The 24,240-nt window shown below is 62.6% G+C and carries 26 protein-coding genes and 1 other RNA gene; 14 read left to right on the top strand and 13 right to left on the bottom strand.

The window, feature by feature from the left end; genetic code table 11:
• Positions 1-8 precede the first annotated feature (8 nt).
• The 4 genes from U5S82_19090 to U5S82_19075 form a co-directional block, all read right to left on the bottom strand.
• Positions 9-749: a GntR family transcriptional regulator gene (locus U5S82_19090; GenBank protein MDZ7753687.1), complete on the bottom strand. Its 741-nt coding sequence runs from the start codon at positions 747-749 to the stop codon at positions 9-11.
• Positions 750-836: 87 nt separating this feature from the next.
• On the bottom strand, positions 837-1,721 hold the full coding sequence (locus U5S82_19085; protein ID MDZ7753686.1) for an ABC transporter ATP-binding protein: 885 nt from the start codon (positions 1,719-1,721) through the stop codon (positions 837-839).
• Positions 1,718-2,458: an ABC transporter permease gene (locus U5S82_19080; protein MDZ7753685.1), complete on the bottom strand. Its 741-nt coding sequence runs from the start codon at positions 2,456-2,458 to the stop codon at positions 1,718-1,720. Before U5S82_19080 ends, U5S82_19085 begins: the two co-directional genes overlap by 4 nt.
• Positions 2,459-3,283: 825 nt before the next feature.
• Positions 3,284-4,621, bottom strand: a complete 1,338-nt coding sequence (locus U5S82_19075; GenBank protein ID MDZ7753684.1) for an ABC transporter substrate-binding protein — start codon at positions 4,619-4,621, stop codon at positions 3,284-3,286.
• A 507-nt stretch (positions 4,622-5,128) separates the two neighbouring features.
• Here U5S82_19075 and U5S82_19070 point away from each other — a divergent pair.
• Both U5S82_19070 and ssrA read left to right on the top strand, forming a co-directional pair.
• Positions 5,129-5,581 (top strand): RnfH family protein, encoded by a 453-nt coding sequence (locus tag U5S82_19070; GenBank protein ID MDZ7753683.1) that lies wholly within the window; start codon positions 5,129-5,131, stop codon positions 5,579-5,581.
• A gap of 66 nt (positions 5,582-5,647) precedes the next feature.
• Positions 5,648-6,017: a transfer-messenger RNA gene (ssrA, locus tag U5S82_19065) on the top strand.
• 365 nt (positions 6,018-6,382) lie between these two features.
• On the opposite strand, the gene U5S82_19060 is transcribed toward ssrA, so the two are convergent.
• The 7 genes from U5S82_19060 to istA all read right to left on the bottom strand — a co-directional run bounded on the left by U5S82_19060 (position 6,383) and on the right by istA (position 10,963).
• Positions 6,383-6,691: a DNA-binding transcriptional regulator gene (locus U5S82_19060; protein ID MDZ7753682.1), complete on the bottom strand. Its 309-nt coding sequence runs from the start codon at positions 6,689-6,691 to the stop codon at positions 6,383-6,385.
• Entirely contained in the window at positions 6,681-7,058 is a 378-nt protein-coding gene (locus U5S82_19055) for a type II toxin-antitoxin system RelE/ParE family toxin (GenBank protein ID MDZ7753681.1), read from the bottom strand. The genes U5S82_19060 and U5S82_19055 overlap by 11 nt, the downstream gene beginning before the upstream one ends.
• Before the next feature lie 382 nt (positions 7,059-7,440).
• Positions 7,441-7,866, bottom strand: coding sequence for a type II toxin-antitoxin system VapC family toxin (locus U5S82_19050; protein ID MDZ7753680.1), 426 nt, complete (start codon positions 7,864-7,866; stop codon positions 7,441-7,443).
• Positions 7,863-8,096 (bottom strand): hypothetical protein, encoded by a 234-nt coding sequence (locus tag U5S82_19045; protein MDZ7753679.1) that lies wholly within the window; start codon positions 8,094-8,096, stop codon positions 7,863-7,865. The genes U5S82_19050 and U5S82_19045 overlap by 4 nt, the downstream gene beginning before the upstream one ends.
• A 409-nt stretch (positions 8,097-8,505) precedes the next feature.
• Entirely contained in the window at positions 8,506-8,682 is a 177-nt protein-coding gene (locus U5S82_19040; protein MDZ7753678.1) for a hypothetical protein, read from the bottom strand.
• Between the two features lie 2 nt (positions 8,683-8,684).
• Positions 8,685-9,452, bottom strand: a complete 768-nt coding sequence (gene istB / locus U5S82_19035) for an IS21-like element helper ATPase IstB (protein MDZ7753677.1) — start codon at positions 9,450-9,452, stop codon at positions 8,685-8,687.
• Positions 9,449-10,963: an IS21 family transposase gene (istA, locus tag U5S82_19030; protein ID MDZ7753676.1), complete on the bottom strand. Its 1,515-nt coding sequence runs from the start codon at positions 10,961-10,963 to the stop codon at positions 9,449-9,451. The genes istB and istA overlap by 4 nt, the downstream gene beginning before the upstream one ends.
• Positions 10,964-12,039: 1,076 nt before the next feature.
• On the opposite strand from istA, the gene U5S82_19025 reads away from it, so the two are divergent.
• The 9 genes from U5S82_19025 (at position 12,040) to U5S82_18985 (ending at position 20,138) form a co-directional block, all read left to right on the top strand.
• Positions 12,040-12,639 (top strand): type IV toxin-antitoxin system AbiEi family antitoxin domain-containing protein, encoded by a 600-nt coding sequence (locus U5S82_19025; protein ID MDZ7753675.1) that lies wholly within the window; start codon positions 12,040-12,042, stop codon positions 12,637-12,639.
• Positions 12,640-12,706: 67 nt separating this feature from the next.
• Entirely contained in the window at positions 12,707-13,621 is a 915-nt protein-coding gene (locus U5S82_19020) for a nucleotidyl transferase AbiEii/AbiGii toxin family protein (protein ID MDZ7753674.1), read from the top strand.
• A 17-nt stretch (positions 13,622-13,638) separates the two neighbouring features.
• Complete coding sequence (locus tag U5S82_19015) at positions 13,639-15,999, top strand: DEAD/DEAH box helicase family protein (protein ID MDZ7753673.1); 2,361 nt, start codon at positions 13,639-13,641, stop codon at positions 15,997-15,999.
• 57 nt (positions 16,000-16,056) lie between these two features.
• The gene (locus U5S82_19010; GenBank protein ID MDZ7753672.1) at positions 16,057-16,377 is read left to right on the top strand and encodes a type II toxin-antitoxin system RelE/ParE family toxin; all 321 of its coding nucleotides are present in this window, start codon (positions 16,057-16,059) and stop codon (positions 16,375-16,377) included.
• On the top strand, positions 16,374-16,706 hold the full coding sequence (locus U5S82_19005) for a helix-turn-helix domain-containing protein (protein MDZ7753671.1): 333 nt from the start codon (positions 16,374-16,376) through the stop codon (positions 16,704-16,706). Before U5S82_19010 ends, U5S82_19005 begins: the two co-directional genes overlap by 4 nt.
• 610 nt (positions 16,707-17,316) lie before the next feature.
• A complete protein-coding gene (locus tag U5S82_19000) occupies positions 17,317-17,595 on the top strand; it encodes a DUF1778 domain-containing protein (protein MDZ7753670.1) in 279 nt (92 codons plus the stop codon).
• Positions 17,592-18,098: a GNAT family N-acetyltransferase gene (locus tag U5S82_18995; protein MDZ7753669.1), complete on the top strand. Its 507-nt coding sequence runs from the start codon at positions 17,592-17,594 to the stop codon at positions 18,096-18,098. Before U5S82_19000 ends, U5S82_18995 begins: the two co-directional genes overlap by 4 nt.
• A 118-nt stretch (positions 18,099-18,216) precedes the next feature.
• The gene (locus U5S82_18990; protein ID MDZ7753668.1) at positions 18,217-19,194 is read left to right on the top strand and encodes an arsenic resistance protein; all 978 of its coding nucleotides are present in this window, start codon (positions 18,217-18,219) and stop codon (positions 19,192-19,194) included.
• Positions 19,195-19,676: 482 nt separating this feature from the next.
• Positions 19,677-20,138 carry a hypothetical protein gene (locus U5S82_18985; protein ID MDZ7753667.1) on the top strand — a complete coding sequence of 154 codons (462 nt, stop codon included), beginning with the start codon at positions 19,677-19,679 and terminating at the stop codon, positions 20,136-20,138.
• Between the two features lie 271 nt (positions 20,139-20,409).
• Here the strand turns inward: U5S82_18985 and merA are convergent, their stop codons facing one another.
• Positions 20,410-21,849, bottom strand: a complete 1,440-nt coding sequence (gene merA, locus U5S82_18980) for a mercury(II) reductase (protein ID MDZ7753666.1) — start codon at positions 21,847-21,849, stop codon at positions 20,410-20,412.
• A gap of 79 nt (positions 21,850-21,928) precedes the next feature.
• Complete coding sequence (merC, locus tag U5S82_18975) at positions 21,929-22,351, bottom strand: organomercurial transporter MerC (GenBank protein MDZ7753665.1); 423 nt, start codon at positions 22,349-22,351, stop codon at positions 21,929-21,931.
• Positions 22,352-22,497: 146 nt separating this feature from the next.
• On the opposite strand from merC, the gene U5S82_18970 reads away from it, so the two are divergent.
• From U5S82_18970 to U5S82_18960, 3 genes are read left to right on the top strand one after another with little or no spacing between them, the layout of a single operon-like run.
• On the top strand, positions 22,498-22,911 hold the full coding sequence (locus U5S82_18970; GenBank protein ID MDZ7753664.1) for a helix-turn-helix domain-containing protein: 414 nt from the start codon (positions 22,498-22,500) through the stop codon (positions 22,909-22,911).
• Positions 22,908-23,096: a hypothetical protein gene (locus U5S82_18965; GenBank protein ID MDZ7753663.1), complete on the top strand. Its 189-nt coding sequence runs from the start codon at positions 22,908-22,910 to the stop codon at positions 23,094-23,096. The genes U5S82_18970 and U5S82_18965 overlap by 4 nt, the downstream gene beginning before the upstream one ends.
• Positions 23,065-24,225 (top strand): IS4 family transposase, encoded by a 1,161-nt coding sequence (locus tag U5S82_18960; GenBank protein ID MDZ7753662.1) that lies wholly within the window; start codon positions 23,065-23,067, stop codon positions 24,223-24,225. Before U5S82_18965 ends, U5S82_18960 begins: the two co-directional genes overlap by 32 nt.
• The last annotated feature ends 15 nt before the right edge of the window (positions 24,226-24,240 follow it).

Raw genomic sequence — 24,240 nt, 5'->3', positions numbered from 1 at the left:
GTTGACGGCTAACGCCAGACCGTGAGGTGGTACTGAAAGGACTCGCCGCGGTAGGAGAGGATCTCGAAGGCGACACGGTTGCCGGCGCCGTCGAATACGGCACGCCGGATGCTGAGGACGGGCTCCCCCAGTTCGCAGCGCAGCAGCCGGGCCTCTGCCTCCCCCGCGGTGACCGCCTCGATGTGGAGCTCGGCGTGGGAGAGCTGGACGCCGAGGCGGTTCTCCAGCAGGGGGAAGACATCCTGGGTCAGATCCTCGCCCACCAGCCGCGCCCCGATGGACTGGGGATAGAAGCTGTGGTCGATGGATACGGGCTCGCTGTTGAGGTGGCGCACACGCTTCAGTTCCGTCACCGCGTCGCTGCGCTTGATGTCCAGGGCCTCCGCCACGTCCTGGGGCGGGCGCGTCTCCCGCAGGTCGATGACCCGGGTGGAGGTCTCGTAGCCCTGGGGCATCATGGATTCGCCGAAGCCCTGGAGCCGCTGCACGCTCTGCACTGCCTTGGGCTTGGCCACGAAGGTGCCCTTGCCCTGGACGCTGAACACCAGGCCCTCGCGGTGGAGGTCCCGCAGGGCCTGGCGCACGGTGATACGGCTCACGCCGAACACCTTCATGAGCTCGCTCTCCGACGGCAGCCGCTCATGGGGCTGGTAGTCGCCGTCCATGATGCGCCCGGCCAGGGCGGTCTTGATCTGCATATACAGGGGCTGGGTGGAACCGCTCTCGATGGTGCCCAGGGTGGCTTTCATGGCTGCTCTCGCGTGGAGTCGTTATGACATGTCATTACATGTGGTTCCGTTCGTGTACCGTGGCCCGCGGCCCAAGGCCGGCGGCCGTCAGCCGCCCCGCTGTTGCTCGAAGGCCCGCTTGGATTCGGTACGGATGAGCTCCATGCAGCGCTGCTTGGTGCGCACGTAGACATCGCCGCTGGTCATGGACAGGTTGCGGGGCCGTTCCAGCTCCACGGGGATGTCCGCGATGAGGCGCCCGGGGCTCGCGCTCATCACCACCACCCGGTCCGCCAGGAACACGGCCTCGTCGATGTCGTGGGTGACGAAGATCACGGTGATGCCGAACTCGCTCCAGATTTGCAGCAGGTTCTCCTGCATCACCAGGCGGGTCTGGGCATCCAGGGCACCGAAGGGCTCGTCCATCAGCAGCACCTTGGGATAGTTGGCCAGGGCGCGGGCGATGCCCACCCGCTGCTTCATGCCCCCCGAGAGCACGCCGGGGTATTTGTCGGCGTAGGCGCTCAGGCCCACCATCTCCAGGAAGGAACGGGCGGTGGCCCGGGCCTGGTCCTTGCCCTGATTCGCCATCAGGGGGCCGAAGGCCACGTTGTCGCACACCGACTTCCAGGGAAACAGGGAGTGGTGCTGGAACACCATGCCGCGGTCGAGGCCGGGGCTGTCCACCGTGATGCCGTCCACCGTGACGACACCGGCGGTGGGTTCGACGAAACCCGCCACGGTGTTCATGAGGGTGGACTTGCCGCAGCCCGAGGGCCCCAGCAGGCACACGAACTCGCCGGGCTCGATGTGCAAGGAGGCGTCGCTGACGGCCACGATGCCGCCGAAGTCCACCGTCACGCCGGCGATATCGACGCGCCCCTGCTCGGCCCGCAGGCGGTTGGTATGGGTGGCGCCCAGCGGCGGCAGCTTTTCGGCCTCGTCCACATCCGGCAGGGCCACAGTCTCTTCTGTAAGGGTCTGGGGGTTCATGTCTCGCTCTCCTGCCAGCGCAGGGCCGGCTTCGATGCCTGCTTGACCAGCCAGGTGGACAGGGTGCCGAGGAAACCGATGACCAGCATGCCGATGACGATGTGCTCGTACTGCACCAGGGAGTAAGCGTTCCAGGTGAAGTAGCCGATGCCGTACTGACCGCTGATGATCTCCCCCGCCAGCAGGGAGAACCACGCCACCCCCATGCCGATGGCGAGGCCGGCCATGATGCTGGGCAGGGCCCCCGGCAGCACCACGTGCCACAGGATGGCGAAGCGCCCCGCCCCCAGGGACTTGGCCGCCCGCACGTAGACCTCGGAGTTTTGCTCCACGCCGTGCAGGGTGCTGAGCACGATGGGAAAGAAGGCCCCCAGGGTGGTGATGTAGATGATGCTGGACTCTTCCGTGGGCAGCATGAGGATGGCCAGGGGAATCCACGCCACGGCGGGGATGGGCCGCAGGATTTCGATATAGGGCATCATGATGTCCGAGAAAACCCGGGAGCGGCCCATGAGGATGCCGATGACGATGCCCAGCACGGCGGCGATACCGAAGCTGAGGACGATGCGTTCCAGGCTCACGAAGATGTGGCGGTAGAACTCCTCCGTGCCCAACAGATAGAAGAACTGTTTCCTCACCACCACCGGGTTGGGGATGTTGGCGAAATTAATGATGACGGATACCTGGTTCACCGACAGCACGTGCCACATAATCACCGCCCCCACGATGGCGGCCATGCGCACCAGGTAGCGGTCCCAGGGCAGGCCCGGCAGGGCCTCCAGGAAGCTGTCGAACAGGGGCTTGGTGTCATCTTCGACGGGCGTCCCGGCCCCGGCCTCCGCCACCGCCGGCTGCACCTGGCGCAGGGCGGCCCGCGGTGGCGGGGTGCCGCGGGCCACCGGCCCGTCCTCCTGGTCCCCGGTGAGGATCGCTGCGTTGGTCTCCATGGTCATGACTGTTCTCTGCCTTTCGTGGGCCTTTGGTAGGCTTTTGCTGGTGTCGCCTTCGCCGATGGCACCCTTGATAAGGGCGCCTCTGGCGCTGGCGAATGAACTCCGGCAGGGCGGCCCCGGGGCTTGCTCCGGGGGCACCATGCGCGTCACGTCAGGGTGTCCAGGGCGGTATGCGCAGGCCGGCGGCCTCACTTGTCATAACCGGTTATGAACACTTGCCCTAGGTCCTGCATGGGGCGTGCCAGCGCGTAGCCCGCCGCAAAAAATAGCTCTACGTTGCTGTTTTTAAATAACTTTCATAAATCTCCCCGCCATGCCTCGCAGACCCCACGGCCGGCGCCCCTGCGCCCCCCTGGTGCACGCGGGCCGGGGTGGCACCAATAGCGGCAGCCGAGGGGCGACGGCACGGCGCGGGATCGAATACAAGTGGCCCGATCCCACCTCAGGGACGCCCCCGGTTCCTCTCCACGTGCCCGCGGCCCCGGATGGCAGGCAAAAAAAAGTGGCGGGCCGCCAAGGCAACCCGCCACCCAAACACTCCCCCACGAGTGTCTCTGCGCCGGTCCCGGCCATCGATGGCCGGAACCCGCATACTCTCTGGACTACGTCCTAGAACACATCGGCGAACGCCACCAGGGTGCCCTCGGCGGCAAAGGCCTCGGCGTCGCCCTTCTTCATAAAGGTGACCAGCTCGCCGGCCGGCGTCTTCACGTAGAAGGCCACATGGCCGAACAGCTTGAGGCCGGTGGCCTTGTCGTAGACGTAGGAGGCGTTGACCTTCTTGCCCGCCTTCTCCGCCGCCGCCAGGGCCTCGGTCATGGCCTTCACGCTGCTGAAGGCCTTGATGCCCTCGTCAGCCAGCCACAGCTCCGCCGCGGGCACCGTGGGATGGGTGATGTTGGACGTCACAACGGAGCGCTTGAGGGACTCGTAGTCGATGCCCCGGGCCTCGTAGGCCGCCTTGACGAAGGTGTGGTCTATCCAGCGATCGAAGGTCAGGGGCGGGACATTCTTCTCCTTGACCAGCAGGTCGTGGTCGTACTTCAGGGCCTCCACCCACTGGGGCTTGATGGAACCCTCGAAGGTGGAGATACCGCCGTCGGAGAAGTAGAGGTACAGCACCTCCTTCTCCACACCCGTCCATTCGGAGACCTTGGTGGCCGCCAGCACGGGATCGGCGTGGATCCAGTCCTGGGCCTCCAGGCTCGCGTTCACGTAGGCCTGGACGATCTCCGGGTACTCGTCGGCAAAGGACTTGGCCACCACGGTGCCGTGGAAGGTAGGGATACCCGCCTCGCTGCCGTCATAAATCTTGCGGCCGGTGCCGCGGAACTCCATCACCTCCGACCACGGGCAGAAATCCGAATGGGCGTCGATCTTGCCCTGGGCGATGTTGGTCACGCCCACGGGCGGGCTCTGGTTCTTGAGCTCCACCTTGTCCATCAGATCGTGATCCCGCAGCACCTTGAGGGTCATGCCCCACGCCGCACTGCCCACCGGGGTGGAGATGGACTTGCCCGCCAGCTGCTCCAGGGCGTAGACGTCGGAGTCCGCGGGGACGACGATGCCGTTGCCCGTGCCCTTGAGGTTGTAGCCGGTAACCAGGATTAACCGGCTCTCGCCGCGCCCCGTCTTCTCGAAGTTGGCACCGTTGACGATGAGGGGGTAGTCCCCCATGACGCCGAAGGCCAGCTTGCCCGCCAGCATCTGGTTGGTGATGGGCGGCCCGGAGGTGTAGTCCTTGTAGACGATCTCGTAGTCCACGTCCTTGTACTTGCCGTCCCTCGGCAGATGCTTCTCCAGTAGCTCGAGCTTCTCGAGAATGATCCCACCGGGCACCGTGTTGGTCACCGTGCTCTGGTGACCGATGCCGATGGTGATGGTCTCGGCAAGGGCCCCCAGGGGCACCAGGGAGAGAGCCACGGCCCCCGCCAGTAAATGCTTCATGTCGTGCATATTCATGCTCCTCAATAATGATTTCAGCCAGCAACGAAGTCAGAAGTTTCTCCATCAAGTCCGTCCCCACCGGGCCTGCCGGGAAGACGTTTGACGACTTGTCATGGCCTGTTATAACCAATGCCAGTCGCTGCCATGGGAAGTAGCAGGTTGCGTGCCATGGCCGCCGTGTTCCTGCTTATCCCCATGTATTCACGGGGGATTCCGCGGCGGGCCGAAGCCGCGCACCCACCGTGGCTGCTTCCCCCGTTGCCTGTTAATGGTGCGATCTCCCGGGGCACGCACTAGGGGCGGGAGGGTCCGGGGGCCTGCCGGGTGCCCGCTGCTAGTACAAGTCCCTGTTATTCCGCAGGCCGCGCCGCCGCCGGCCGCCACCCCGCCGGGGGCACGGGCCGGCGCCGTGCCTGCCGCCTGTACGCAAGGCCCCGGCGCACCGCCAGGTGGACCCCGGTTTGCATGACAATCCGCATCCAAAGCCAACCCGGAGGCACCGCCATCATGCAGGACACCCCCCTCGCCGAGATGATCACCCAGGCCCGCCAGTACCGCCGCCAGCTGGACGAGTTGGAGAAGCGCAGGGCCACCATCCAGGGGGAGCTGCACGCCCTCAACGAACGCCTGCGGGAGGCCATCGACGTCACCGAGGACGCCTACGCCAACCTGTCGGAGGAGCAGTTTCAGAACATGCTGGCGGAACTCCACGACCCCGGGCTGCTGACCGTGGAAGTGGCCTACGCCACCCGCGAGCGCCAGGTGGTCAAGCCCATCCAGGTGTGCCGCGGCGCCACCCTCGAGGACTGCATCCTGGTGTCCCAGGTGCTGGAGGAATTCCCCGAGGTGGAACTGGCCACCGCCCGGGTGGGCATCCACGGCGCCGTCAAACCCCTCAAGGAGCAGGTGCGGGAAGGCGACCGCATCGAGATCTACCGCCCCGTGGAGGCCACCGGCTGAACAGCCGTCGCACCGCTGGCGGGGAACCTTTCCCGCGGGTACACTGTCCATGTATCTGTACGAATCGGGGGCGACCTGGATTCGACGTGGGTGCTAAAACCCGAGGTGCATGCCGAGGACGTAGCAGGCCTCGTAAATCTTGTGCTGCAAACAACTTAGTTGCGAACGACGACAACTACGCTCTAGCCGCTTAACCCGGCTAGCCTCTGACCGGAGCCGTGCCTATGCGTCCGGGCCCGCAAGGGCACTCAGGGGTCGACTCTCATGGGATCGCGGTAAGGCTCGTCCGGGGCCAAGCCGTTAAAACCTACCGGAATCGCCGTCCGTCTTCCCTGTCCGTCGGGTAGCGGCCAGTTAAATCAATTGACGGAATAAGCATGTAGAGCCGACGGCGGAAGGCTTGCGGACGCGGGTTCGATTCCCGCCGCCTCCACCAATATTCACGTTATTTTTCATAGGCTTATACTGCCTTTGTAAAGCATCACTTGAATAATAAAACCGCCGAGTGTGATTGTGCATGCGGGAATCACACTCCACCGTTCCAAGCGACTGAAATCCTAACTTTATTCGCCGCTCATCGCCCTCTCCTGGTTTTCCGAGTTCATCGTAGCCTCTCGGTGCCACACTGCCCCGTTCGCCAGGGAACGTTGTTCCTGCAACACCGAAATGGGGGTACAAATGGGGGGTATGAAATGAGCAGGGCTGAAAATACCCCCAAGCAGCCACCACGACGACATTTGGCTGTCAGCTACGGACTTTAACTAAGACCATGTTGGCACCAGTCAGCTTGCCGAGCTTGCGTCAGCCAAGCGCGTCGAGACCTTTCTGATCGACGATATTGAGCAGCTTCAGCGATGGACCGTTCGGTTGTTTTTTACCCTGCTCCCATTTCTGAACGGTAGACGGGCTGGTGTTCAAGAATGCGGCGAACACAGCCTGGCTCGCTTTATAGCGCAGCCGCAGCTTCTTGATCTGCCCGGCACTGTAGTGTTTGACAGGTGGCAGACACAAGGCGTCGAACTCACGCATTGTGGTCGCATCCATAGCGCCCGCCTTGTGCAAGCCTTTCGCCGTCTCGTGCATAGCATCCAGGATGGTCTTATTCGTCATCTGTCATTACCTCGATCAGTTCTTTCGCCCCAAGCGCTTTGTCTATCCGCATGTCTCCGTAATTGAGCAGTTCGTCCGCCAATTGCCGAAGCGCCTTCAGTTCGGTATCGGAAATGTTGGCGCGCACACTCTTGGCGAAGCCATAGACGAAGAACACGTGATGGCCCTGCTTGAACGCAAGCAGAGTCCGTACACTTCCGCTCTTGCCTCTTCCAGGCAGCGCCACGCGTTTCTTGAACACGTACCCGCCCAGATTGGCATCGACCAAGCCACGCCGCATCTCATCGACTGCCGCACGAAGGCTGGCGTCGTTTAGCCCTTCCTTGGCGGCCCAGCGATGGACCCACTTGGTCTTGAAAATACGCATCGTATTGGCACGAAGTGTAGCACTTAGTGCCATATCTGTACCAAAGATCCTCTTTCGACAGCTGGAGTGAAGACTTGATCAATCGGTTTGTGGAGTACTCGCCCACGAGGCGCCGATTACCATCTCATCTCCTATCGGTTCATAGCAGATCATACGGGGGGTATTTTTGGGGGCATAATCGGCGTTTTGCATTTTAAGTCATTGACTGATAAGGCAATGTGATTGTCGCCGCCTCCACCAGATAACCCCAGATAGGCCGTGATATATCACGGCCTTTTTATTTCGTAAAAATAAGGAGTTACAAACTTATCGTGTGGGAATTCCAGCTTCCTCGCGTACTCCGACAAATGCTGCAAACTCCGCCACGGAACAGGTCTGCACATCAAAGGGCGGACGCAAAAGGATTCACTACATCGATACCACAGTTCTCAAAGTCGGCGACATTCCGAGTCGCCACCGCCAAGTGGTTGAGACGAGCAATTGCGGCGATCTGCCCATCGGGTACGCTCATCGGAAGCCCGAGTTCCTTGCGGTCGCCCATCAGGTCACCGTAGATGCGGGCGGCGGATTCATCGTAGGCAAGTACACGCTGGTCGAAGGCCAGGGCGACGAATCGTTCAAACCGTTCGCGAAGCCCTGATCTGCGTTTACCATCAGGCAAGATTCGCAGCCCGTAGCTAATCTCGCCGATGGTGATTGAGGAAACGTAGAGCTTCTCCGAGTGTTGACCGTTAAACCACTTTACGACGGCTTCCGCCGGCCGTGTCTTCATCACCTCTGAAACGACGTTCGTGTCCAAAAGGATCATTCGGACAGGTCCAGAGGCTCATGTGGTGTCCTTTCAGGTAGTTGTAGATCGATACCGTGCTTCGGACCAAATATCCGAAGCGCGAGATCACCAAGGTGATCCGGTGGGCTAACCGCATCCCTTAGAATGCGTCGCGCCTCTTCCTCCATCGACACACCATGTTGCGCGGCGCGGATCCTCAAGCGCGACAGCGTATCGTCGTCGAGTTTTCTGACGCTCAAACTGGGCATAGTTGACTCCAGAACTTGACTTGGCCAAAGCTGAACCAATGCTAGCACATGACGGCATTGCTTGCACACGATAGCGGCTGCCGTTTTGCGAGGCCTTGCGAGCACCGATGGGGCGATAAAACCGGTCTGATTTCAGGCAGTTAATCAGCCGAATCGATTTGGGGGTATCTGTGGGGGCACAATCGGCGTTTCGCATTTTAAGCAATTGATTTTTAAAGCAATGTGATTGTCGCCGCCTCCACCAATTTCTAACTCGTAAGCCATTGACTAATGTTAGCGGCTGAGTAAATCCGCGCATAAATGGCGAAGGTCGCAGTCGCGGGTTCGGGCGGCGTGACGCGGCCTCAGCGCGGATAGGTCGCCTCGACTCAAGCCAGGTCACGCCGCCGGGGTGGGCTTAAGAGTCGGCTCAGAAGGTCAAGTCATCGTCGTCGACTTCAAAGGTCGTTATGCGGTCTTGTTGCATGAGTTCGACCAGCTGCCGATCGTATCGGCTCCAGATGGCATCGCGGAGTTCGTCGATAAAGTCATAGATCGTTAATGCCTGCTCTGGCGTCCAGTCGTCCGGTATCGGGGGATGGGTCATGGTTAGGCTCCTTTGTTGGATTTGGCTGCGGATTGGCGCCGCTGCGCCTGTTGCTGCTGTCGCTCCTTGGCCTCCTTGAGCCGGTAGGATTCACCTTCGATGGTGAGGATCTCGGAGCGGTGTACCAGCCGGTCCACGAGGGAGACCACGCAGGAGGCGTTGGGAAAGACTTCACCCCATTCGGCGAAGGGTCGGTTGGTGGTGACCAGGGTGGATTTCTCCTCGTAGCGGCGGGAGACGATCTCGAACAGCAGATCGGCATGGCGATTGGAGTAGGCGAGATACCCCACCTCGTCGACCGCTAGCAGTTGAGGGCGGGCGTAGCGGGCGAGGCGCCGCTTGAGGGCGCTGTCGCCGTCCTGGGCGGCCAAGTCATTGAGCATCTGGCCGGCGCTGGTAAAGAGGACGCTGTGGCCGGCCAGCACCGCTTGATGGGCGATGTTGCGGGCCAGGGTGGATTTGCCGACCCCGTTGGGTCCCACCAGGATGATATTGACCGCCTCGGTGAGGAAGTCGAGGCGCATCAGCTCACTGACGAGTTCCCGGTCGCAGCGGCCGGGCCAGCCCCAATCGAAGTCGGCCAGGGGTTTGAAGCGGCCCAGCCTTGCCCCTTTCATGCGCCGCTCGAGGCTGCGGTGGGCGCGTTCCTCCTCTTCCCACTGGATCAGGGACTCGACCCAGCCATCGTCGGCGTGCTCCTCCCAATGGCTCAGCAGGCCATGGAGCTTGAGGGCCGTGGCCCGTTCTTTCAGGGATGGGTTAGGGATCATTGGGGCTCCTCCTGGGCGTCGTCTTCGGTTTCGGGCGGGGTGGACTGCAAGGCGTCGTAGCCGCCCAGATCATGGGTGCGTACCACCAGCCCCCTGGCGCGCGCGTGGTCGATGCGCACTCCCACCCGGGGCGGCTGGTTTCTCGCCTCGCGCCTACGCTGCAGGGCGATGCGCACGCCGTTGGGGTGAGCCACCCCGTGGGCCAGGCTCTCCTGGATGGCCGCTTCCAGCTCGGGGGCGCCGTAGGCATCGAGGAGGCGCAGCAGGGCGGCGGTGATGGCGCCGAGGTTGTCGCCACGCTCAGCGGCCTGTATCAGTAACTGCCGGCTGGCCGGTGCGGCCTGGGCCAGGTGGTCCTGGCCGCGATGATGTCGGGCCTGGCGTTTGAGCTGGACCAGTGCCTCGATGTGTTCCGGCTGTTCGATCTGCCGGCCCTTGTCGTAGCTGCGCGGGTGGCGGGCGATGACGTCTCCGCCGTCGAGGATCCGCACCTCGGTGGGTGAGGCCGAGACGGTGAGGGTGCGCCGCACATGGGTGTGGGGCACGCTGTAGTCGTTGCCCTCGAAGCGCGCGTAAGGGGTCTTGCCGATGTGGACCTCGACCCGCTCGTCGGTGGGATAGGGGTTATCGGGCAGCGCCAGCAGGGGCTCCTGCTCGAAGGCCTGGCGCACCGAGAGGGCACGGTCCTCCGGGCAGGGCCGGTCCATGGCCCAGCCGTTGCACCAGGCCTCGGCCTGGGCGTTGAGGTCATCGATGTCGGTCCATTGGCGGGCCGGCCAGAAATTATCGCGTATCGTGCGGATGGCGCGCTCCACCCGCCCCTTCTCGTTGCCCCGGGCCACCGCCACCGGACGGGGCTCAAAGCGGTAGTGGGCGGCGAACTCGAGCAAGGTGGGATGGAAGCGGATGGCCTCACCCTGGCGCTCCAGCACGGCGCTTTTGAGGTTGTCGTAGAGCAGGACCTTGGGCAGGCCGTTCCAGGCAGTGAAGGCCGCCTCGTGGCCCCGCAGGAAGTTGGCCATCTTGGCACCGAGGAAGAAGCGCAAAAAAATGCGCCGGGAGTAGCTGAGCACCATGACAAAGGCCATCAGGGCATGGGTTGCGCGGCCGATGGTGAGCTTGCCGAAATGGCCCCAGTCGATCTGTCCCTGGTCGCCGGGCAGGGTCTTCAGGCGCAGAAAGGCCTCGGGCCGGGGGCGTGGCCGGTAACAGGCGAGCTGATGGCGGAAGTGGTCGGGGCCGCCGGGGTAGCCCCGTTCACGCACCATGCCGTAGAGGCGGCTGGCGGTGAGCGTGGGGAACTGCGCCAGGGTGTCGGTGATGAACGGCAGATAAGGATCGATCATCGACGGCTGCGCAGCCCGCTCGACCTTCGGCATGCCGGCCTGGGAGAGCACCCGATTGACGACGTTGTGGTGTACGCCCAACTGGCTGGCAATGGTGCCCACCCGCCACTTCTCGACGTAGTGATAGCGCAGGATCTGCGCCTCTTGTTCTTTGCTGATGGCCAATGCGTTTCTCCTCATCTCGTGGCCGGCCGGCTCAAGGGGGCTGAGCCCGGGCGCCTGGTGGCCCCTGTCGGGTGACTGTTCCAAGCGCAGCAGCGGCGGTGGCGCGATGAAGCGGGCCGGTACGCAGGAAAGGTCCGCACTCACGGCCGCAGAAGTGGCAGCGAATGGGCGCCATCATCGGCGCGCCATCCGCACCGCGGCGGCCAGCCGGCCTCGCCGGAACGGGGGGTAGTGGATCATGAGGGGGCGGGGCCGGGGAACCCTGATGCGTCACTTTCTGCCTTCTCGCCCGGTAGCGGCGTTGCCGCTCGGCATGCTTGTGCCGGCCCTGGCGGCTCTGCTGGTAGCGCCAGCCGGCGGCCCGCAGAGACGCGCTTCGTGCCACCTGCGCACACCCCTCAGGGCAATAGATGTTGCCGCGGTCACAGCCACTGCAGATCATCACCTGACGATGACAACGGGCGCAGTTGTACAGGCGTGCAGAGTTCTCCATCGGCGATCCAGGCCGATGAGGACTTGATTGTCAGGGGAAAACGAGAAATAGTGTTTGGGCTCGTGCTCTGCACGGCCCGGGGTGCGATACCGGGATCGACCGCCAAGTCAATTAGACCCGGTATCGCACCTGTCTCAACGGCCCCGCTTCATCTACCCGATTCCGGCACTCTTGTCACCGGTTGCTCGCGGCCGCCCGCCAGCCGGCTCAGCGACTGGTTGGCCTGGCAATCAATCCTTCGCCAGATATGCGCGGGTTTTTATAGCCATCTACAACTAATAACGATAATTCTGAGTTCAATTCCCGATCGGCCGAAGATTCGGCCTGATTCAAAGCGTTTTCGTTGCTTTCGGGTCCTGGGCGAGCGAAATCCTGTTACCTGCGCTTCTCGAATCCCACCTTCCCCTAACAACTCAATCTGGGGGTATTTTTAGGGACACTTTCGCGCCCGCATCCAAAATACCCCCATCCGACGCCGGAAGCCGGCCGGCGATCGCCTGCCGACCAGAGTGCAGCGACGAATGCTGTTGTTTTTTGTCGGTAGTTATTGACTATTACCGGCATTTCACAACACCATGGCCACATGGGCATTTCTCATAAAGCCATCCTGGATCTCGCCGCAGAGCGCGGCCTCATCCGACCACTCGATCTGACTGAGCGCGGACTGCCCACTGTTGCCCTCACGCGGCTGGTGCGACAAGGACGGCTCCAGCGCGTCGGACGTGGCCTGTACGCACTTCCGGATCGACTGGTCTCGGAACACAACGCCTTGGCCGAGGTGGCGCGCAAACACCCGTATGCCATCGTCTGCCTGCTGTCGGCGCTGCGCTTCCACGACCTCACGACGCAGTCGCCGTTCGAGGTCTGGCTGGCCATCCCCAACAAGGCACGTCCGCCAAAGATCGACTATCCCCCACTACGCATGGTGCGCCTCTCAGGCGAGGCACTGACCGTTGGCGTCGAGGACCATGTCATCGATGGCGTGCCGGTGCGCGTGACCAGTGTCGCTCGCACGGTGGCTGACTGCTTCAAGTTCCGTAACAAAATCGGCCTCGATGTCGCACTCGAGGCGCTACAGGAGGCATGGCGTGCCAAACGCGTCAGCATGGACGAGCTCTGGCACTACGCCGCGCTCTGCCGGGTGGCCAACGTGATGCGCCCGTACATGGAAAGCCTGTCATGACAAAACATCAGGATGAATGTTTTGCACAGCGAAACTGCCCGAAGGGTGGCGCACACGGATGTGCGCCATGAACGGACGAAACTTGGCGGCTTCCGTGCGGGCCCGCCTGCTCAACCGCGCTCGCGAGACCCGGCAGGACTTCAATCTCATCTTGACCCGCTATGCCCTCGAACGCCTGCTGTACCGGCTCAGCATCACCCCCCACGCCGATCAGTTCCTGCTGAAAGGGGCGCTGCTGTTCGACCTGTGGTTCGACATTCCACATCGCCCCACCCGTGACGCGGATTTCCTGGGTCTTGGCTCGGGCGAGTTGCCTCACCTCGAAACTATCTTCAGGGACGTCTGCATGATGGACACCGAGGACGGGGTGACGTTCAGACCGGACACAATCCAGGCGGCAGAGATTCGCAAGGACGCCAACTACGCCGGCGTACGCATTATCTTGCTCGGCTTGATCGACGGCGCGCGTTGCCCGATCCAGATCGACATCGGTTTCGGCGATGCCGTCACGCCGGGGCCGGTGGAGGTCCAGTACCCCGTGATGCTCCCGGATTTCGATGCGCCGAAGTTGCGTGTCTATCCGCGCTATACCGTGGTGGCGGAAAAGCTGGAGGCAATCGCCACGCTCGGTATCGCCAACAGCCGCATGAAGGATTTTTTCGATCTCTGGATACTGGCCCACCACACAGAGTTCGACGGCGACACCCTGCGACGCGCGATCCGGGCGACCTTCGATCGCCGCAAGACAGAGTTGCCTCCAGGCGTCCCCTTTGGCCTGACCGACGAATTCGCACAAGACCCGCAGAAGCAGACGCAGTGGCAGGCGTTTCTTGGGAAGAACCGACTCGAAGCGCTTGAACTCGAGGTGCTTGTGGCAGCGCTTCGGGATTTCCTCCTTCCTGCAATCGCTGCAGCGGACGCTGACATCTACTTCCCGAAACTCTGGCCGGCTGGTGGCCCCTGGGCTCCAGCAGCGGGCTGAAAAAGTGAACTGGCTCGATGTCTAACGAATCCGATGAGCTGACAAGGTTACGAGCCGAAAATGCGCGCCTGATCGCCCTGCTCGAATCTCACCAGATAGATTGGCGGCACAATCCGGCGCCAAACACCCCATCCGCACCACCACCCGAGCCATCAACCCGCTCGACAGCGGAAAAGGTTGCGCTGTTTCGGCGCCTGTTCCGGGGTCGAACCGATGTGTATCCGGTGCGCTGGAACAGCGCGACTACCGGCAGGTCAGGCTATGCCCCGGCGTGCGCCAACGAGTGGCGCCCCGGTATCTGCGAGAAGCCACGGATCAAATGCGCAGCTTGCAGCAATCGTTCGCTGATACCCGTAACGGATGCGGTCGTCTACAGCCACCTTGCCGGCGAGAAGACGATCGGGGTCTACCCTCTCCTTCCGGACGACACCTGCTATTTTCTCGCGGTCGACTTCGACAAGGCGGAATGGCGCGAGGACGCCAAAGCCTTCGTTGAATCCTGCCGTGAGTTGGATGTGCCCGTCGCACTGGAGATATCGCGCTCGGGCAACGGGGCGCATGCATGGATCTTCTTCACGACTGCGGTGCCGGCGCGCGATGCCAGGCGTTTGGGTACGGCCATCATCAGCCACGCCTGCAGCCGTACCCGGCAACTGAGCCTGACCTCTTACGACCGGCTTTTTCCAAACCAGGACACCATGCCCAAGGGGGGGGTCGGCAATCTGATTGCCCTGCCCCTGCAGAAGAAGCCCCGCGACGCCGGGCACAGCGTTTTCGTCGATGACGCCCTCATAGCGCATCCCGATCAATGGGCCTTCCTGGCATCTATCGAGTCGATTCCACCGCTGGATATCGAGGCGGCGATCTTGCGGGCCACCGGACCCATGCACCCGCTCGACGTCACGTTCATCGACGACGAGGACCTCGCAACGCCTTGGAGACGTCCGGCCCCGAACAATGGATCGCTACTCGGACCATTACCTCAGGCACTAAGTATCACCTTGGCGAACCTCGTTTATTTCGAGAAGGCACAACTGACTCAACCACTGACCAACCGCCTCATTCGCCTTGCGGCCTTTCAGAACCCGGAGTTCTACCGGGCGCAGGCCATGCGCATGTCGGTTTGGGACAAGCCACGAGTCATCGGCTGTGCTGAAAACTTCCCCCAACACATCGGTCTTCTGCGCGGCTGCCTGGACGCCGCAATGGAACTGCTGCGAACCAACGGCATACGCTGCGACATACATGACGAACGAATAGACGGCATGCCTGTCGACGTGGAGTTCGCCGGAACCTTGCGGCCAGATCAGGAAGGCGCCGTTGCCGCGATGCTGCCTCACGATATCGGCGTACTCTGCGCACCGACCGCGTTCGGCAAGACGGTCACAGGGGCCGCCATCATTGCCCGTCGTCGCGTCAACACGCTGATCCTGGTGCATCGAACGGAATTGCTTAGGCAATGGCAGCAACGTTTGAACGCGTTCCTCGGCATTGGAAAAGGGGTCGTCGGCATCATCGGCGGTGGTAGGCGCAGACCCACGGGCAAGATCGACATCGCCGTGATGCAGTCGCTTTCACGCAAGAGCGAGATTGATCCGCTGGTCGAGGACTACGGTCAGGTGATTGTGGACGAGTGTCATCATGTCGGCGCAGTCTCGTTCGACGCCATCCTCAAGCGTGTAAAAGCACGCTACATCCTTGGACTCACCGCAACACCGATCCGAAGGGACGGTCAACAGCCGATTATCTTCATGCAGTGTGGGCCGATCCGACATACGGCGGCATCGCCGGCCAGCGCGCCGCATGATCTCGAAGTTGTTCCGCGAACCCTTTCCCAACCGACGTCAATACCAGACGACGCCGGGATTCAAGACATATTCCGGACGTTGGCCGAGGACCAAGAACGCACAGCCGCGATTGCCGATGAGGCGAGATGTGCCGTCGAAGACGGTCGCAAGGTACTGGTGCTGACCGAACGCACCGATCATCTCGACAACATCAAGCGCTCGATGGATGAACACAATCTGGAACCCTTCGTGCTGCACGGACGCATGTCGAAAAAGCAGCGTGCGAATCTGATCGCCGAACTCGATGCACTGGCGCCCGACTCACCGCGGGTCCTACTCGCAACCGGGAGACTCGTCGGGGAAGGCTTTGACCATCCCCCACTCGACACTTTGGTCCTGGCCATGCCGATATCCTGGAAAGGCACATTGCAGCAGTACGCCGGCCGCTTGCATCGGGAACACGCCAACAAGACCGACGTTCGGATCATCGATTTCGTCGACGCCAGCCATCCCGCATTGCTCCGAATGTGGGAGAAACGCCAGCGCGGCTACCGCGCGATGGGCTACCGCATCGCGGAACCCTCGGCTTGAACGTATACGCAACTTGCGTATACTTCGCCAAAGAAACTGGTTTTCCTGGAAACCCCTTTGTTCACGCGCCTCCTCGGAGACTATCTAACCGACGAGAGCTACCGCGAATTGCAGCGCGCGTTGATGGAGAATCCGGAACTGGGTGACGTGATGCCCGGCACCGGCGGGTTTCGCAAGGTTCGTTGGGAAGACGCCCGTCGCGGCAAAGGCAAGCGAGGTGGATTGAGGGTCATCTACTACTATCTGACGGCCGATCGCCAGATCTGGTTCTTCACTCTTTATGACAAGGATGAACCCGCCGACCTGACGACCGAAGAGAAGAAAGTATTGAAGAAAACCATCCAGGCCGAGTTGGAGGCTGGGAGACGAAAGTCATGAAACAAAAGCGCAAGTTGTTCGATGAACTGATGGAAGGCGTCGATGCCATGCAGCAGCAGCGCGAGGGAAAGATCACCCTGCGTTCGCATGAGGTCGAGGACCTACCCCCGCTCGACGTGGACGCGGATCTCATCCGCGACACGCGCGAACGTATGCACGTCTCCCGTGCCGTGTTTGCCCGCCGCCTGCGCGTATCGACACGTACCCTGGAGAACTGGGAGCAAGGTCGAGCGCGGCCCAATGCCCAGGCCGCGGCATTGATACTGATGGTGAGGAAGTTTCCCGATACGCTGGAGAAACTCAGCGAGTTGGGCAACCGGGCGGCATGAACGCATGGGGCCGCGCAAAGGACCACTCTTGGGAACGACGGCAAGCCAGATTGGCTATCTCAAGTTCACAATTCCTAACACGGGTAGCGTGGGGGTATTTTCGGGGGCATTTCGAAACTTTCGCATTTTAAGCCATTGCTTTACAAGGTAATGTGATTGTCGCCGCCTCCATCAATATTGAAACCCCAACCGTTCTCGGTTGGGGTTTTTTCTTGTCTGTTTGCGCCAGTTCCCGCGGTTGTTGGGGGTTCCTGCGGAAGCCTGCGGACTTCGGTAGCCGCCCGAATTGGCCATTCCGGCCCACATTCCGCTCTCTCCTGGCGATTCCTCGCTCCAACGTCGCTCGCCACGAATGGCCCGAAGTCCGCAAACGGCTGAATCGTGCGCCTTGTAAATCCACATGTTACGCGCAGACCAATCAAGTGGTTGGATTGCAGCATGGGGTGGCGAGGGAAACACCGTCGTTGCGTTTTGTCGGCAGTTATCGACCAGTACCGACACATTGCAACACGGATGGATGCAGGTGCATGGCTGAGGGCAGACGAGAAATCACTTGTCAGGACATCGTCCGGACAATACAATGAGAGCATCCAAAATCCGGAGGGGCACCATGAGCACCCTGAATCTTTCCAAGACTGAACGCATTGACGTTCGTGCAAGCACGCCGGTCAAGCAGCTGCTGCAAGAAGCCGCACGCGCCTGCCACAAGAACGTCAGCGAGTTCCTGCTCGACGCAGGCGTGACGGCGGCAGCGCAAACGCTAGCGGATCGTCGCCAGTTCGTGCTGGACGAGACGCAGTGGCAGGCGTTTCAGGAAGCGCTGGATCGGCCGGTCACAGCCAAGCCTCGCATGAAGAAGTTGCTGCGTGAACCCGGAGTGCTTGATTGAGCAGTGGTTACGCACCCGTTCGCAAGCTGGCCGCAACGGATCAGGTCGATGCTTTCGACTGCGGCCAGGCAGCCCTAAACCAGTTTCTGCAGCGCTACGCGCTCGTCAACCAGAAGGCCAACAGCGCGCAGACCTACGTCTGCTGCCAAGGTGAGGTGGTGGTCGGCTTCTACAGCCTGGCCGTCGGCAGTGTCGATCCCGAAGTCGTGCCCTCAAGAGTGATGAAGGGGCTGGCGCGTCACCCGGTGCCGGTCATGATCCTGGCCCGGCTCGCGGTGGACAAGGAGCATCAGCGCAAGGGGCTGGGCCAGGCCTTGCTCAAGGACGCACTGCTGCGCACGGCGCAGGCTGCCGACATCGCCGGTATTCGCTGCCTGCTGGTGCATGCCAAGGACGATGTGGCGCGGCACTGGTACGAATCGTGGGAATTCGAGCCCAGCCCGACCGATCCGTATCACCTGTTTCTGATGCTCAAGGATCTCAAGGCCATGTTGAGCAAATAGTGGCGCGCCGGTTGCCCTGGCGGTTGGCCACCTTATTTTCCTGCGGAGGGTGTCAGTTGAACGCCACACACCGCGCGTCCGCCGGGGCGTCGCCGACCATCATCCGTGACGCTAGCCGATGGACCGCCTGACCCTCGAACGCCGTCAGGTCTGGATCTACCTCGCTGCCATTGTCTGCGGACTGTTGCTGGGCAGCGCGGTACCCGGGATCGGCCCGCGCTTTGAGGCCTTGTTGTGGCCAGTGCTGGCATTGCTGCTTTACGCCACATTCGTGCAGGTGCCTTTGCTGCACGTGCGCGATGCCTTCGGCGATCGGCGCTTCGTGCTGGCCATTCTGCTCGGCAACTTCGTGCTCATCCCGCTGCTGGTGTGGCTGCTCCTGCAATGGCTACCGGACGATCCGGCGCTGCACTTCGGCGTCCTGTTGGTATTGCTGGTCCCCTGCACCGACTGGTTCATCACGTTCACTCAACTCGGCCGGGGCAACACCGCGCGGGCGATCGCGGTCACGCCGCTCAACCTGCTGCTGCAACTGGCGCTGTTGCCGGTCTACCTCTGGCTGATGCTGCCGGCAGCCGATCTCAGCACGACGCTGAAGACCGAGGAAATGCTGCCCGCCGCGCTCTTGTTGATCGGGCTGCCGCTGGTGGCTGCCGCGCTCTCCGAGCGCTGGGTCGAGGCCCGGCCTGAACGGGCCGTCTGGCGCGATCGCTTCGGCTGGTGGCCGGTACCGCTGCTGGCGGCGGTGGTGTTCCTGGTCGCCAGCGCACAAGTCGGCACGGTGCTCGATGCCGGGCTGGTCCTGCTGGCCGTGCTTCCGGTGTTCGTCGGCTTTCTGCTGATTGCTGCACTGATGGCGCGTGGGCTCGCTCGCTGGCTGCGATTGCCGATGGACGCCGGTCGGACCCTTGCCTTCAGCCTAGGCACCCGCAACTCATTCGTCGTGCTGCCATTCGCGCTGGCGCTGCCGGCCGGCTGGGAGACCACCGTGGTCGTGATCGTCTTCCAGTCGTTGGTGGAATTATTCGGCATGGTGCTCTATCTCTGGTGGGTGCCCGGCCATCTGTTCCGGGAACCGATGAAGACCGAGGCATGAGGCCGCACGGATTCGCAGGAACCCTCACGTTACCGCAGGAATCCGCATCCTTCCGAACGAGACTTCATCTTCCCTTTCGGCCACCATAATTGAAGGGTTCGGATAATCTCCGGGCCCTTTTTCTTGCCTGAAATCCCCGCGTGGCGCGGCGTTCTGGCCGTTTGCCCTGCGGGTGGCACCGCGCTTGGATGGGACGAAATGCCCCGTTTCCCGGCCAGTCCAGTCTCTTTCCTCTGTTTGCCCTGCGGGTAGTCGCGGCGTCGAAGCCCGCATTTACAAGGACTTGGCGCGGCCTTTTCGTGGTCAGCCATGCCCACCGATTCGCGGTCAAACCACTACGCATCGAACCCGTCGGTCACCCGCCGCTGCTCGATCCAGTCCAGTGGCAGCGGATTGCGCTGGAACCACAGCAGGCTCATGCAGCGCGTCGGCAAGTCCTTCCTGCTGCTGGCACTTGCCCGAGAGGTGACCCCCTTTGCAAGGTGCTGGGCGAACCCTTCGAGCGCGGCCGCGTGGTGATGGGCGGCATGGTCAAGGCCAACGGCCGCGCCAATCTGCGGATGAGCACCTTCCTGCGCGGCAGCCGTGGCTTGCTGGTCGATCGCAGCGAGGCCCTGGTCCGCGCCCGGCAGACCGCCGTCGATCTGCTGCCCGACCTCAAGACCGCAATCGCGCGGGCCGCCGCCGAGGGCAAGCCCTACACCAAGACCGGCGGCAACGGCGTCTATGAGCGTCGGCACGAACTGCCGGAAGCCTTCCACGGCATCGGCAAGCACCGCCTGGCTGACTGGGTGGGCACCCTGCTCGACCGCGAGGAACTGATCATGGCCATGGTCGACGGCTCAAAACTCGTGAAGTGGCTGGACGTGCCCGATGGACCCATGGCCAGTGGCCAAGCCTCCTTCGTCACCGGACACCTGAAGCGCGCGAGCGCGGGCCGGTAGGACCAGGGATGAGCATTCCCGTAGGAGGCATCGGTTCCCGGCTTCCCGGCTCCCAACCGGAAACGCAGCGCCGGGCGGGAACGCAAAACCTAAGGCCGGCGCGAGTTTCCAGCGTTCCCGGCCAAAACCGTTCCCGGATAGGGGTGGGAACGCGCAAACCCAGCAACGACGGCACTTTTGCCCCATTGATCGGCAGAAAGAAAACGTCGTACCTTGGATGCTGAATTCCGAGGAGTTGTATCACCCCCGTGCAGGGTTCTTGTTGGCGATCCTACCCCGCGCAGCAGGAAAGTCTGGCAACGTCGGTGTTGAACCCCAACGCGGCGAGCTTCACCCCTTCGACGGTCGTGAGATAGGGGAAAAGCGTCTCCGCGAGCGCGCCCACCGTCATGCCGTGCTTGATGGCGAGTACCAACGTCTGCACGGCATCGGCACCCTCGGGCGCCACGATCTGTCCGCCAAGGATCACGTTCGTGCGCGCATCGGCCACCAGCTTGATCAGCCCGCGCGTATCGCGCGCCGCCAGTGCGCGCGGCACCTGGTCGAGGGTGATGCTCGACGTTAGTACGTCGTATCCGGCGGCACGGGCCGCAGCCTCGGTCAGGCCCACACCGGAAACCTGCGGATCGGTAAACACCACCCAGGGCATGGCGCGATTGTCATAGGACGAATCGTCACCGGTGAGCGCATTGCGCGCGGCGATCTTGGCGCCGTGCGCGGCCATGCATACGAAGGCGTCGCGGTTGGTGACATCACCGGCGGCGTAGACCCCCGCCAGGGAGGTCCGCATCTGGTCATCAACGATGATCGCGCCCCGCTGATCGAGCGCGATACCGGCTTCAATGAGCCCTAGGCCGTCCGTGTTCGGCTTGCGGCCCGTCGCCACCAGGACGTGCCGGGCAACGAGTCGTTCGGCTCGGCCATCCACGTCCATGCTCAGGGCCACGCCTGCCGCCGTCTGCTGGATCTCTCGATACCGGAGCCCGGCCCAGACCGTAATGCCCTCGTCGCGGAAGTATCCGGTTAGCGCGCCTGACACCTCCGGCTCGGCCTCCGGCAGCAGACGGCTGCGTGTCACCAGAGCCACCTGCGAACCCAAGCGCGCGAAGAGTTGAGCCAGCTCGCAGCCGATGTAGCCGCCCCCGATCACCAGCAGTGAGTCGGGGCGCTCCGGCAGTTCGAGCGCGCTGGTGCTGGTCAGGAACGGAATTCCATTGATACCAGGGATGTCCGGCAACGCGGGTGCGGCGCCGGTAGCGATGATCGTCTTGGCGGCACGCAGTGGCACACCGTCGACGAGTAACGCGCCGCCCGCAAACCAGGCCTGTCCCTCAAGGTAGTCAATGGTCTCGTACCCTGGCAGCAGATCGGCGTACTTCTGCTGACGCAGGGTGGTGACGAGCGCGTCTTTGGCCGCCATGAGCGCCGACCAGTCCGTCACGCTCGCGGCCCCGGTGATGCCCGGGAAGCGCCCCGCCCATCTCCCGGCATGCACGGCGTCAGCGGCACGAATCAGGATCTTCGACGGCACACAGCCGACGTTGACACAGGTGCCGCCGATCGTGCCGTGGCCAATCAACGCCACTCGCGCGCCGTCATTGGAGGCGGTGATGGCGGCCGAGAAGCCGGCCGAGCCGGCACCGAGCACGGCGAGGTCGTAATCGCGCGCTCCCGGACCGCCGGGTGGTACCGCGCAGCAATCGTTCATCATGAGTTCCTCTGCTTGTGCTGGCCAAATGGAGCTTCTGGCATCCCGGCTTCGAGCGCCGTCAGGTCCTTTCCTGGCCGACCTAAGGGACGTCGCAACCCTCGGGGCCACACCGTCGGTGGGCGGGCGCGAGCAGGTCCCAGGTGGCGACGCCGAGCATCACAGCCAGCCCGCCGTACAGCGTCCAGGTGCTCCAGGCGTATTGGAACCAGGGGTAGAGGCTGAGCAGCACGATCACTGGGCCGACCACCCCGACGAGGCTACGATGCCATTGACGGTGACTGATCCATCCTAAGGCGTTGGCGCCCAGGGCGAGCCAGGCGAACAGCGGCAAAAGCGTGTTGATGAAAAGGCCTTCCCATTGCGACAGGAATCCCAGGCCGATGGCTGCACCGATGCTGGCCGCGGCGGGAAAACACATGGCGCAGCCCATGGTCGAGACGACAGCGCCTACGGCACCGGACTTGTCGGCGACACGAGTGAACCAGTCGAGCAGACTGTTCATCGCCTGCGTTCCTCCAAGCGGCCGTCGCCTTCCCTGTCCGTCACCGTTGCCTCGACATCTTTAGTACTCATCATGGCCTTGCCTCGATTCCGATGAACATAGAGCGTAGACTCTGTAGTGACTACAGAGTCAAGAGGCCGTGAACCATGGGGGCGACGGGAAAGCCGGGACCGCTCAAGCGCGCTGAACTGGGGAGCCGCTCTGGCTGCAACATCGAGACGATCCGCTATTACGAAAAAGTCGGCATGCTGCCGGATCCGCCACGTTCGGCAGCGGGCTACCGTCTCTACAGCGAGCACCACGTAGCGCGCCTGCGTTTCATCCTGCGCGCCCGCGAACTCGGGTTCTCGCTCGAGGACATCCGCGGTCTGTTGGAGCTGGTCGACGGCGGTACCCAGACCTGCGCCGAAGTGAAGACGCGCACCGAGAGACACCTTGCCGATGTCCGTACCCGGATTGCGGATCTCGAGCGCATCGAGCGTGTCCTTGCGCGGACCGCGAAGCAGTGCTCGGGCGATGCGGTTCCCGAGTGCCCAATCCTCGAGGCGCTGGCCTCATGATCGCGTCGGTAGCTGTTTATATGGGTGCTGCGGTAGCCGAAATCGCGGGTTGCTTTCTCAGGGATCCCCTCATTTTTAATCTCAACAATGGCTTGCAACTTGTTGATCTGAAGATCATTCTTGGAGTCCTCACAATCACCATGAGGACCGGCGATGAAAGCAGCACAGGCGCTTCGGCAGGATGACATCATCGAGTTCATTGATACGCTTTTCGACGGCGACTTGCACGCCAAGCGCGTGTTGTCGCTGGCGAACGCGGCTTGGGGAGTGCTGGCCAGCGCTTCGCTGGCAGTGCACGCCATCGGTCAGGGTCTGGCGCATGCCCAGGGGACGCTGAGCAAGCATGGTGTGAAGCAGGTGGACCGGCTGCTGAGCAACCGCGGCATCAAACTCGCTAGGTTCTTTGCGTGCTGGGTGCCCTATGTTATCGGCGCACGTACCAAGGTGGTGGTGGCGCTGGACTGGACGAGCTTTGCCAATGACGGGCACGAGACGCTGGTGCTGTCGATGCTGACCCGTCATGGTCGTGCCACACCGTTGCTGTGGCAGACGGTGGAGGCTGCCACCCTCAAGGGCCGGCAGACGGATTACGAGGATGCGTTGCTGTGTCGGCTCTATGAGGTGCTGCCGGCGGGGGTGGCGGTGACGATCGTGGCCGATCGGGGCTTTGCGGACTGCAAGCTGTTGAAGCTGCTGAGCGAGGAGTTGGGTTTCGGCTATGTGGTGCGGTTGCGCAGCCAGTATTACATCACCAACGCCAAGGGCGAGCGGCGCAAGGCAGCGAAGTGGGTGGGTACCCATGGCCGGGCGCGCACGTTGCGCGATGCGACGCTGACCGACTCCCAAGCCCTGCCCGTGGCCACGGTCGTGTGTGTGCAGGCCAAGGACATGAAGGAGCCGTGGTGCCTGGCTGCCAGTGACCGCGAGGCGAAGGCGAAGACGCTCATCGGTTACTACGCCAAGCGCTGGGGGATTGAGACGAGCTTCCGCGACATCAAGGATCTGCGCTTCGGCATGGGGATGTCCTCGCTGCGGATCGGTCGCCCGGAGCGCCGCGACCGGTTGTTGCTGATCAGTGCACTGGCCATCGCCTTGCTGTCGCTGCTCGGTGCCGCGGGAGAGGCGTTGGGCTACGATCGCTGGCTGAAGGCAAATACCGTTAAGCGGCGTACCCACTCGCTGTTTCGCCAGGGACTGATGCTCTACGAACATATTCCGAATTGGCCTGAGGAGCGATTGCGCCCGTTATTCGAGAAGTTCACCGAACTCCTCCACGAGCAACGCGTGTTCCGCGATGCCTTCGGTATTATTTGAGTTAAAAATGAGGGG

The sequence above is a fragment of the Gammaproteobacteria bacterium genome (assembly GCA_034522055.1).
In the GTDB taxonomy this organism is placed as follows: domain Bacteria; phylum Pseudomonadota; class Gammaproteobacteria; order JAABTG01; family JAABTG01; genus JAABTG01.
Note: the sequence above shows the minus strand (reverse complement) of the source record. Positions and strands in the feature narration are given on the sequence as shown.

Bases quoted from the DNA above. Each gene is read 5' to 3' on its own strand.
- U5S82_19090 (MDZ7753687.1), bottom strand. From the start codon at position 749: ATGAAAGCCACCCTGGGCACCATCGAGAGCGGTTCCACCCAGCCCCTG.
- U5S82_19085 (MDZ7753686.1), bottom strand. From the start codon at position 1,721: ATGAACCCCCAGACCCTTACAGAAGAGACTGTGGCCCTGCCGGATGTG.
- U5S82_19080 (MDZ7753685.1), bottom strand. From the start codon at position 2,458: ATGGCCGCCATCGTGGGGGCGGTGATTATGTGGCACGTGCTGTCGGTG.
- U5S82_19075 (MDZ7753684.1), bottom strand. From the start codon at position 4,621: ATGAAGCATTTACTGGCGGGGGCCGTGGCTCTCTCCCTGGTGCCCCTG.
- U5S82_19070 (MDZ7753683.1), top strand. From the start codon at position 5,129: ATGCAGGACACCCCCCTCGCCGAGATGATCACCCAGGCCCGCCAGTAC.
- U5S82_19060 (MDZ7753682.1), bottom strand. From the start codon at position 6,691: ATGACGAATAAGACCATCCTGGATGCTATGCACGAGACGGCGAAAGGC.
- U5S82_19055 (MDZ7753681.1), bottom strand. From the start codon at position 7,058: ATGCGTATTTTCAAGACCAAGTGGGTCCATCGCTGGGCCGCCAAGGAA.
- U5S82_19050 (MDZ7753680.1), bottom strand. From the start codon at position 7,866: ATGATCCTTTTGGACACGAACGTCGTTTCAGAGGTGATGAAGACACGG.
- U5S82_19045 (MDZ7753679.1), bottom strand. From the start codon at position 8,096: ATGCCCAGTTTGAGCGTCAGAAAACTCGACGACGATACGCTGTCGCGC.
- U5S82_19040 (MDZ7753678.1), bottom strand. From the start codon at position 8,682: ATGACCCATCCCCCGATACCGGACGACTGGACGCCAGAGCAGGCATTA.
- istB (MDZ7753677.1), bottom strand. From the start codon at position 9,452: ATGATCCCTAACCCATCCCTGAAAGAACGGGCCACGGCCCTCAAGCTC.
- U5S82_19025 (MDZ7753675.1), top strand. From the start codon at position 12,040: ATGGGCATTTCTCATAAAGCCATCCTGGATCTCGCCGCAGAGCGCGGC.
- U5S82_19020 (MDZ7753674.1), top strand. From the start codon at position 12,707: ATGAACGGACGAAACTTGGCGGCTTCCGTGCGGGCCCGCCTGCTCAAC.
- U5S82_19015 (MDZ7753673.1), top strand. From the start codon at position 13,639: ATGTCTAACGAATCCGATGAGCTGACAAGGTTACGAGCCGAAAATGCG.
- U5S82_19005 (MDZ7753671.1), top strand. From the start codon at position 16,374: ATGAAACAAAAGCGCAAGTTGTTCGATGAACTGATGGAAGGCGTCGAT.
- U5S82_19000 (MDZ7753670.1), top strand. From the start codon at position 17,317: ATGAGCACCCTGAATCTTTCCAAGACTGAACGCATTGACGTTCGTGCA.
- U5S82_18990 (MDZ7753668.1), top strand. From the start codon at position 18,217: ATGGACCGCCTGACCCTCGAACGCCGTCAGGTCTGGATCTACCTCGCT.
- merA (MDZ7753666.1), bottom strand. From the start codon at position 21,849: ATGATGAACGATTGCTGCGCGGTACCACCCGGCGGTCCGGGAGCGCGC.
- merC (MDZ7753665.1), bottom strand. From the start codon at position 22,351: ATGAACAGTCTGCTCGACTGGTTCACTCGTGTCGCCGACAAGTCCGGT.
- U5S82_18970 (MDZ7753664.1), top strand. From the start codon at position 22,498: ATGGGGGCGACGGGAAAGCCGGGACCGCTCAAGCGCGCTGAACTGGGG.
- U5S82_18965 (MDZ7753663.1), top strand. From the start codon at position 22,908: ATGATCGCGTCGGTAGCTGTTTATATGGGTGCTGCGGTAGCCGAAATC.
- U5S82_18960 (MDZ7753662.1), top strand. From the start codon at position 23,065: ATGAAAGCAGCACAGGCGCTTCGGCAGGATGACATCATCGAGTTCATT.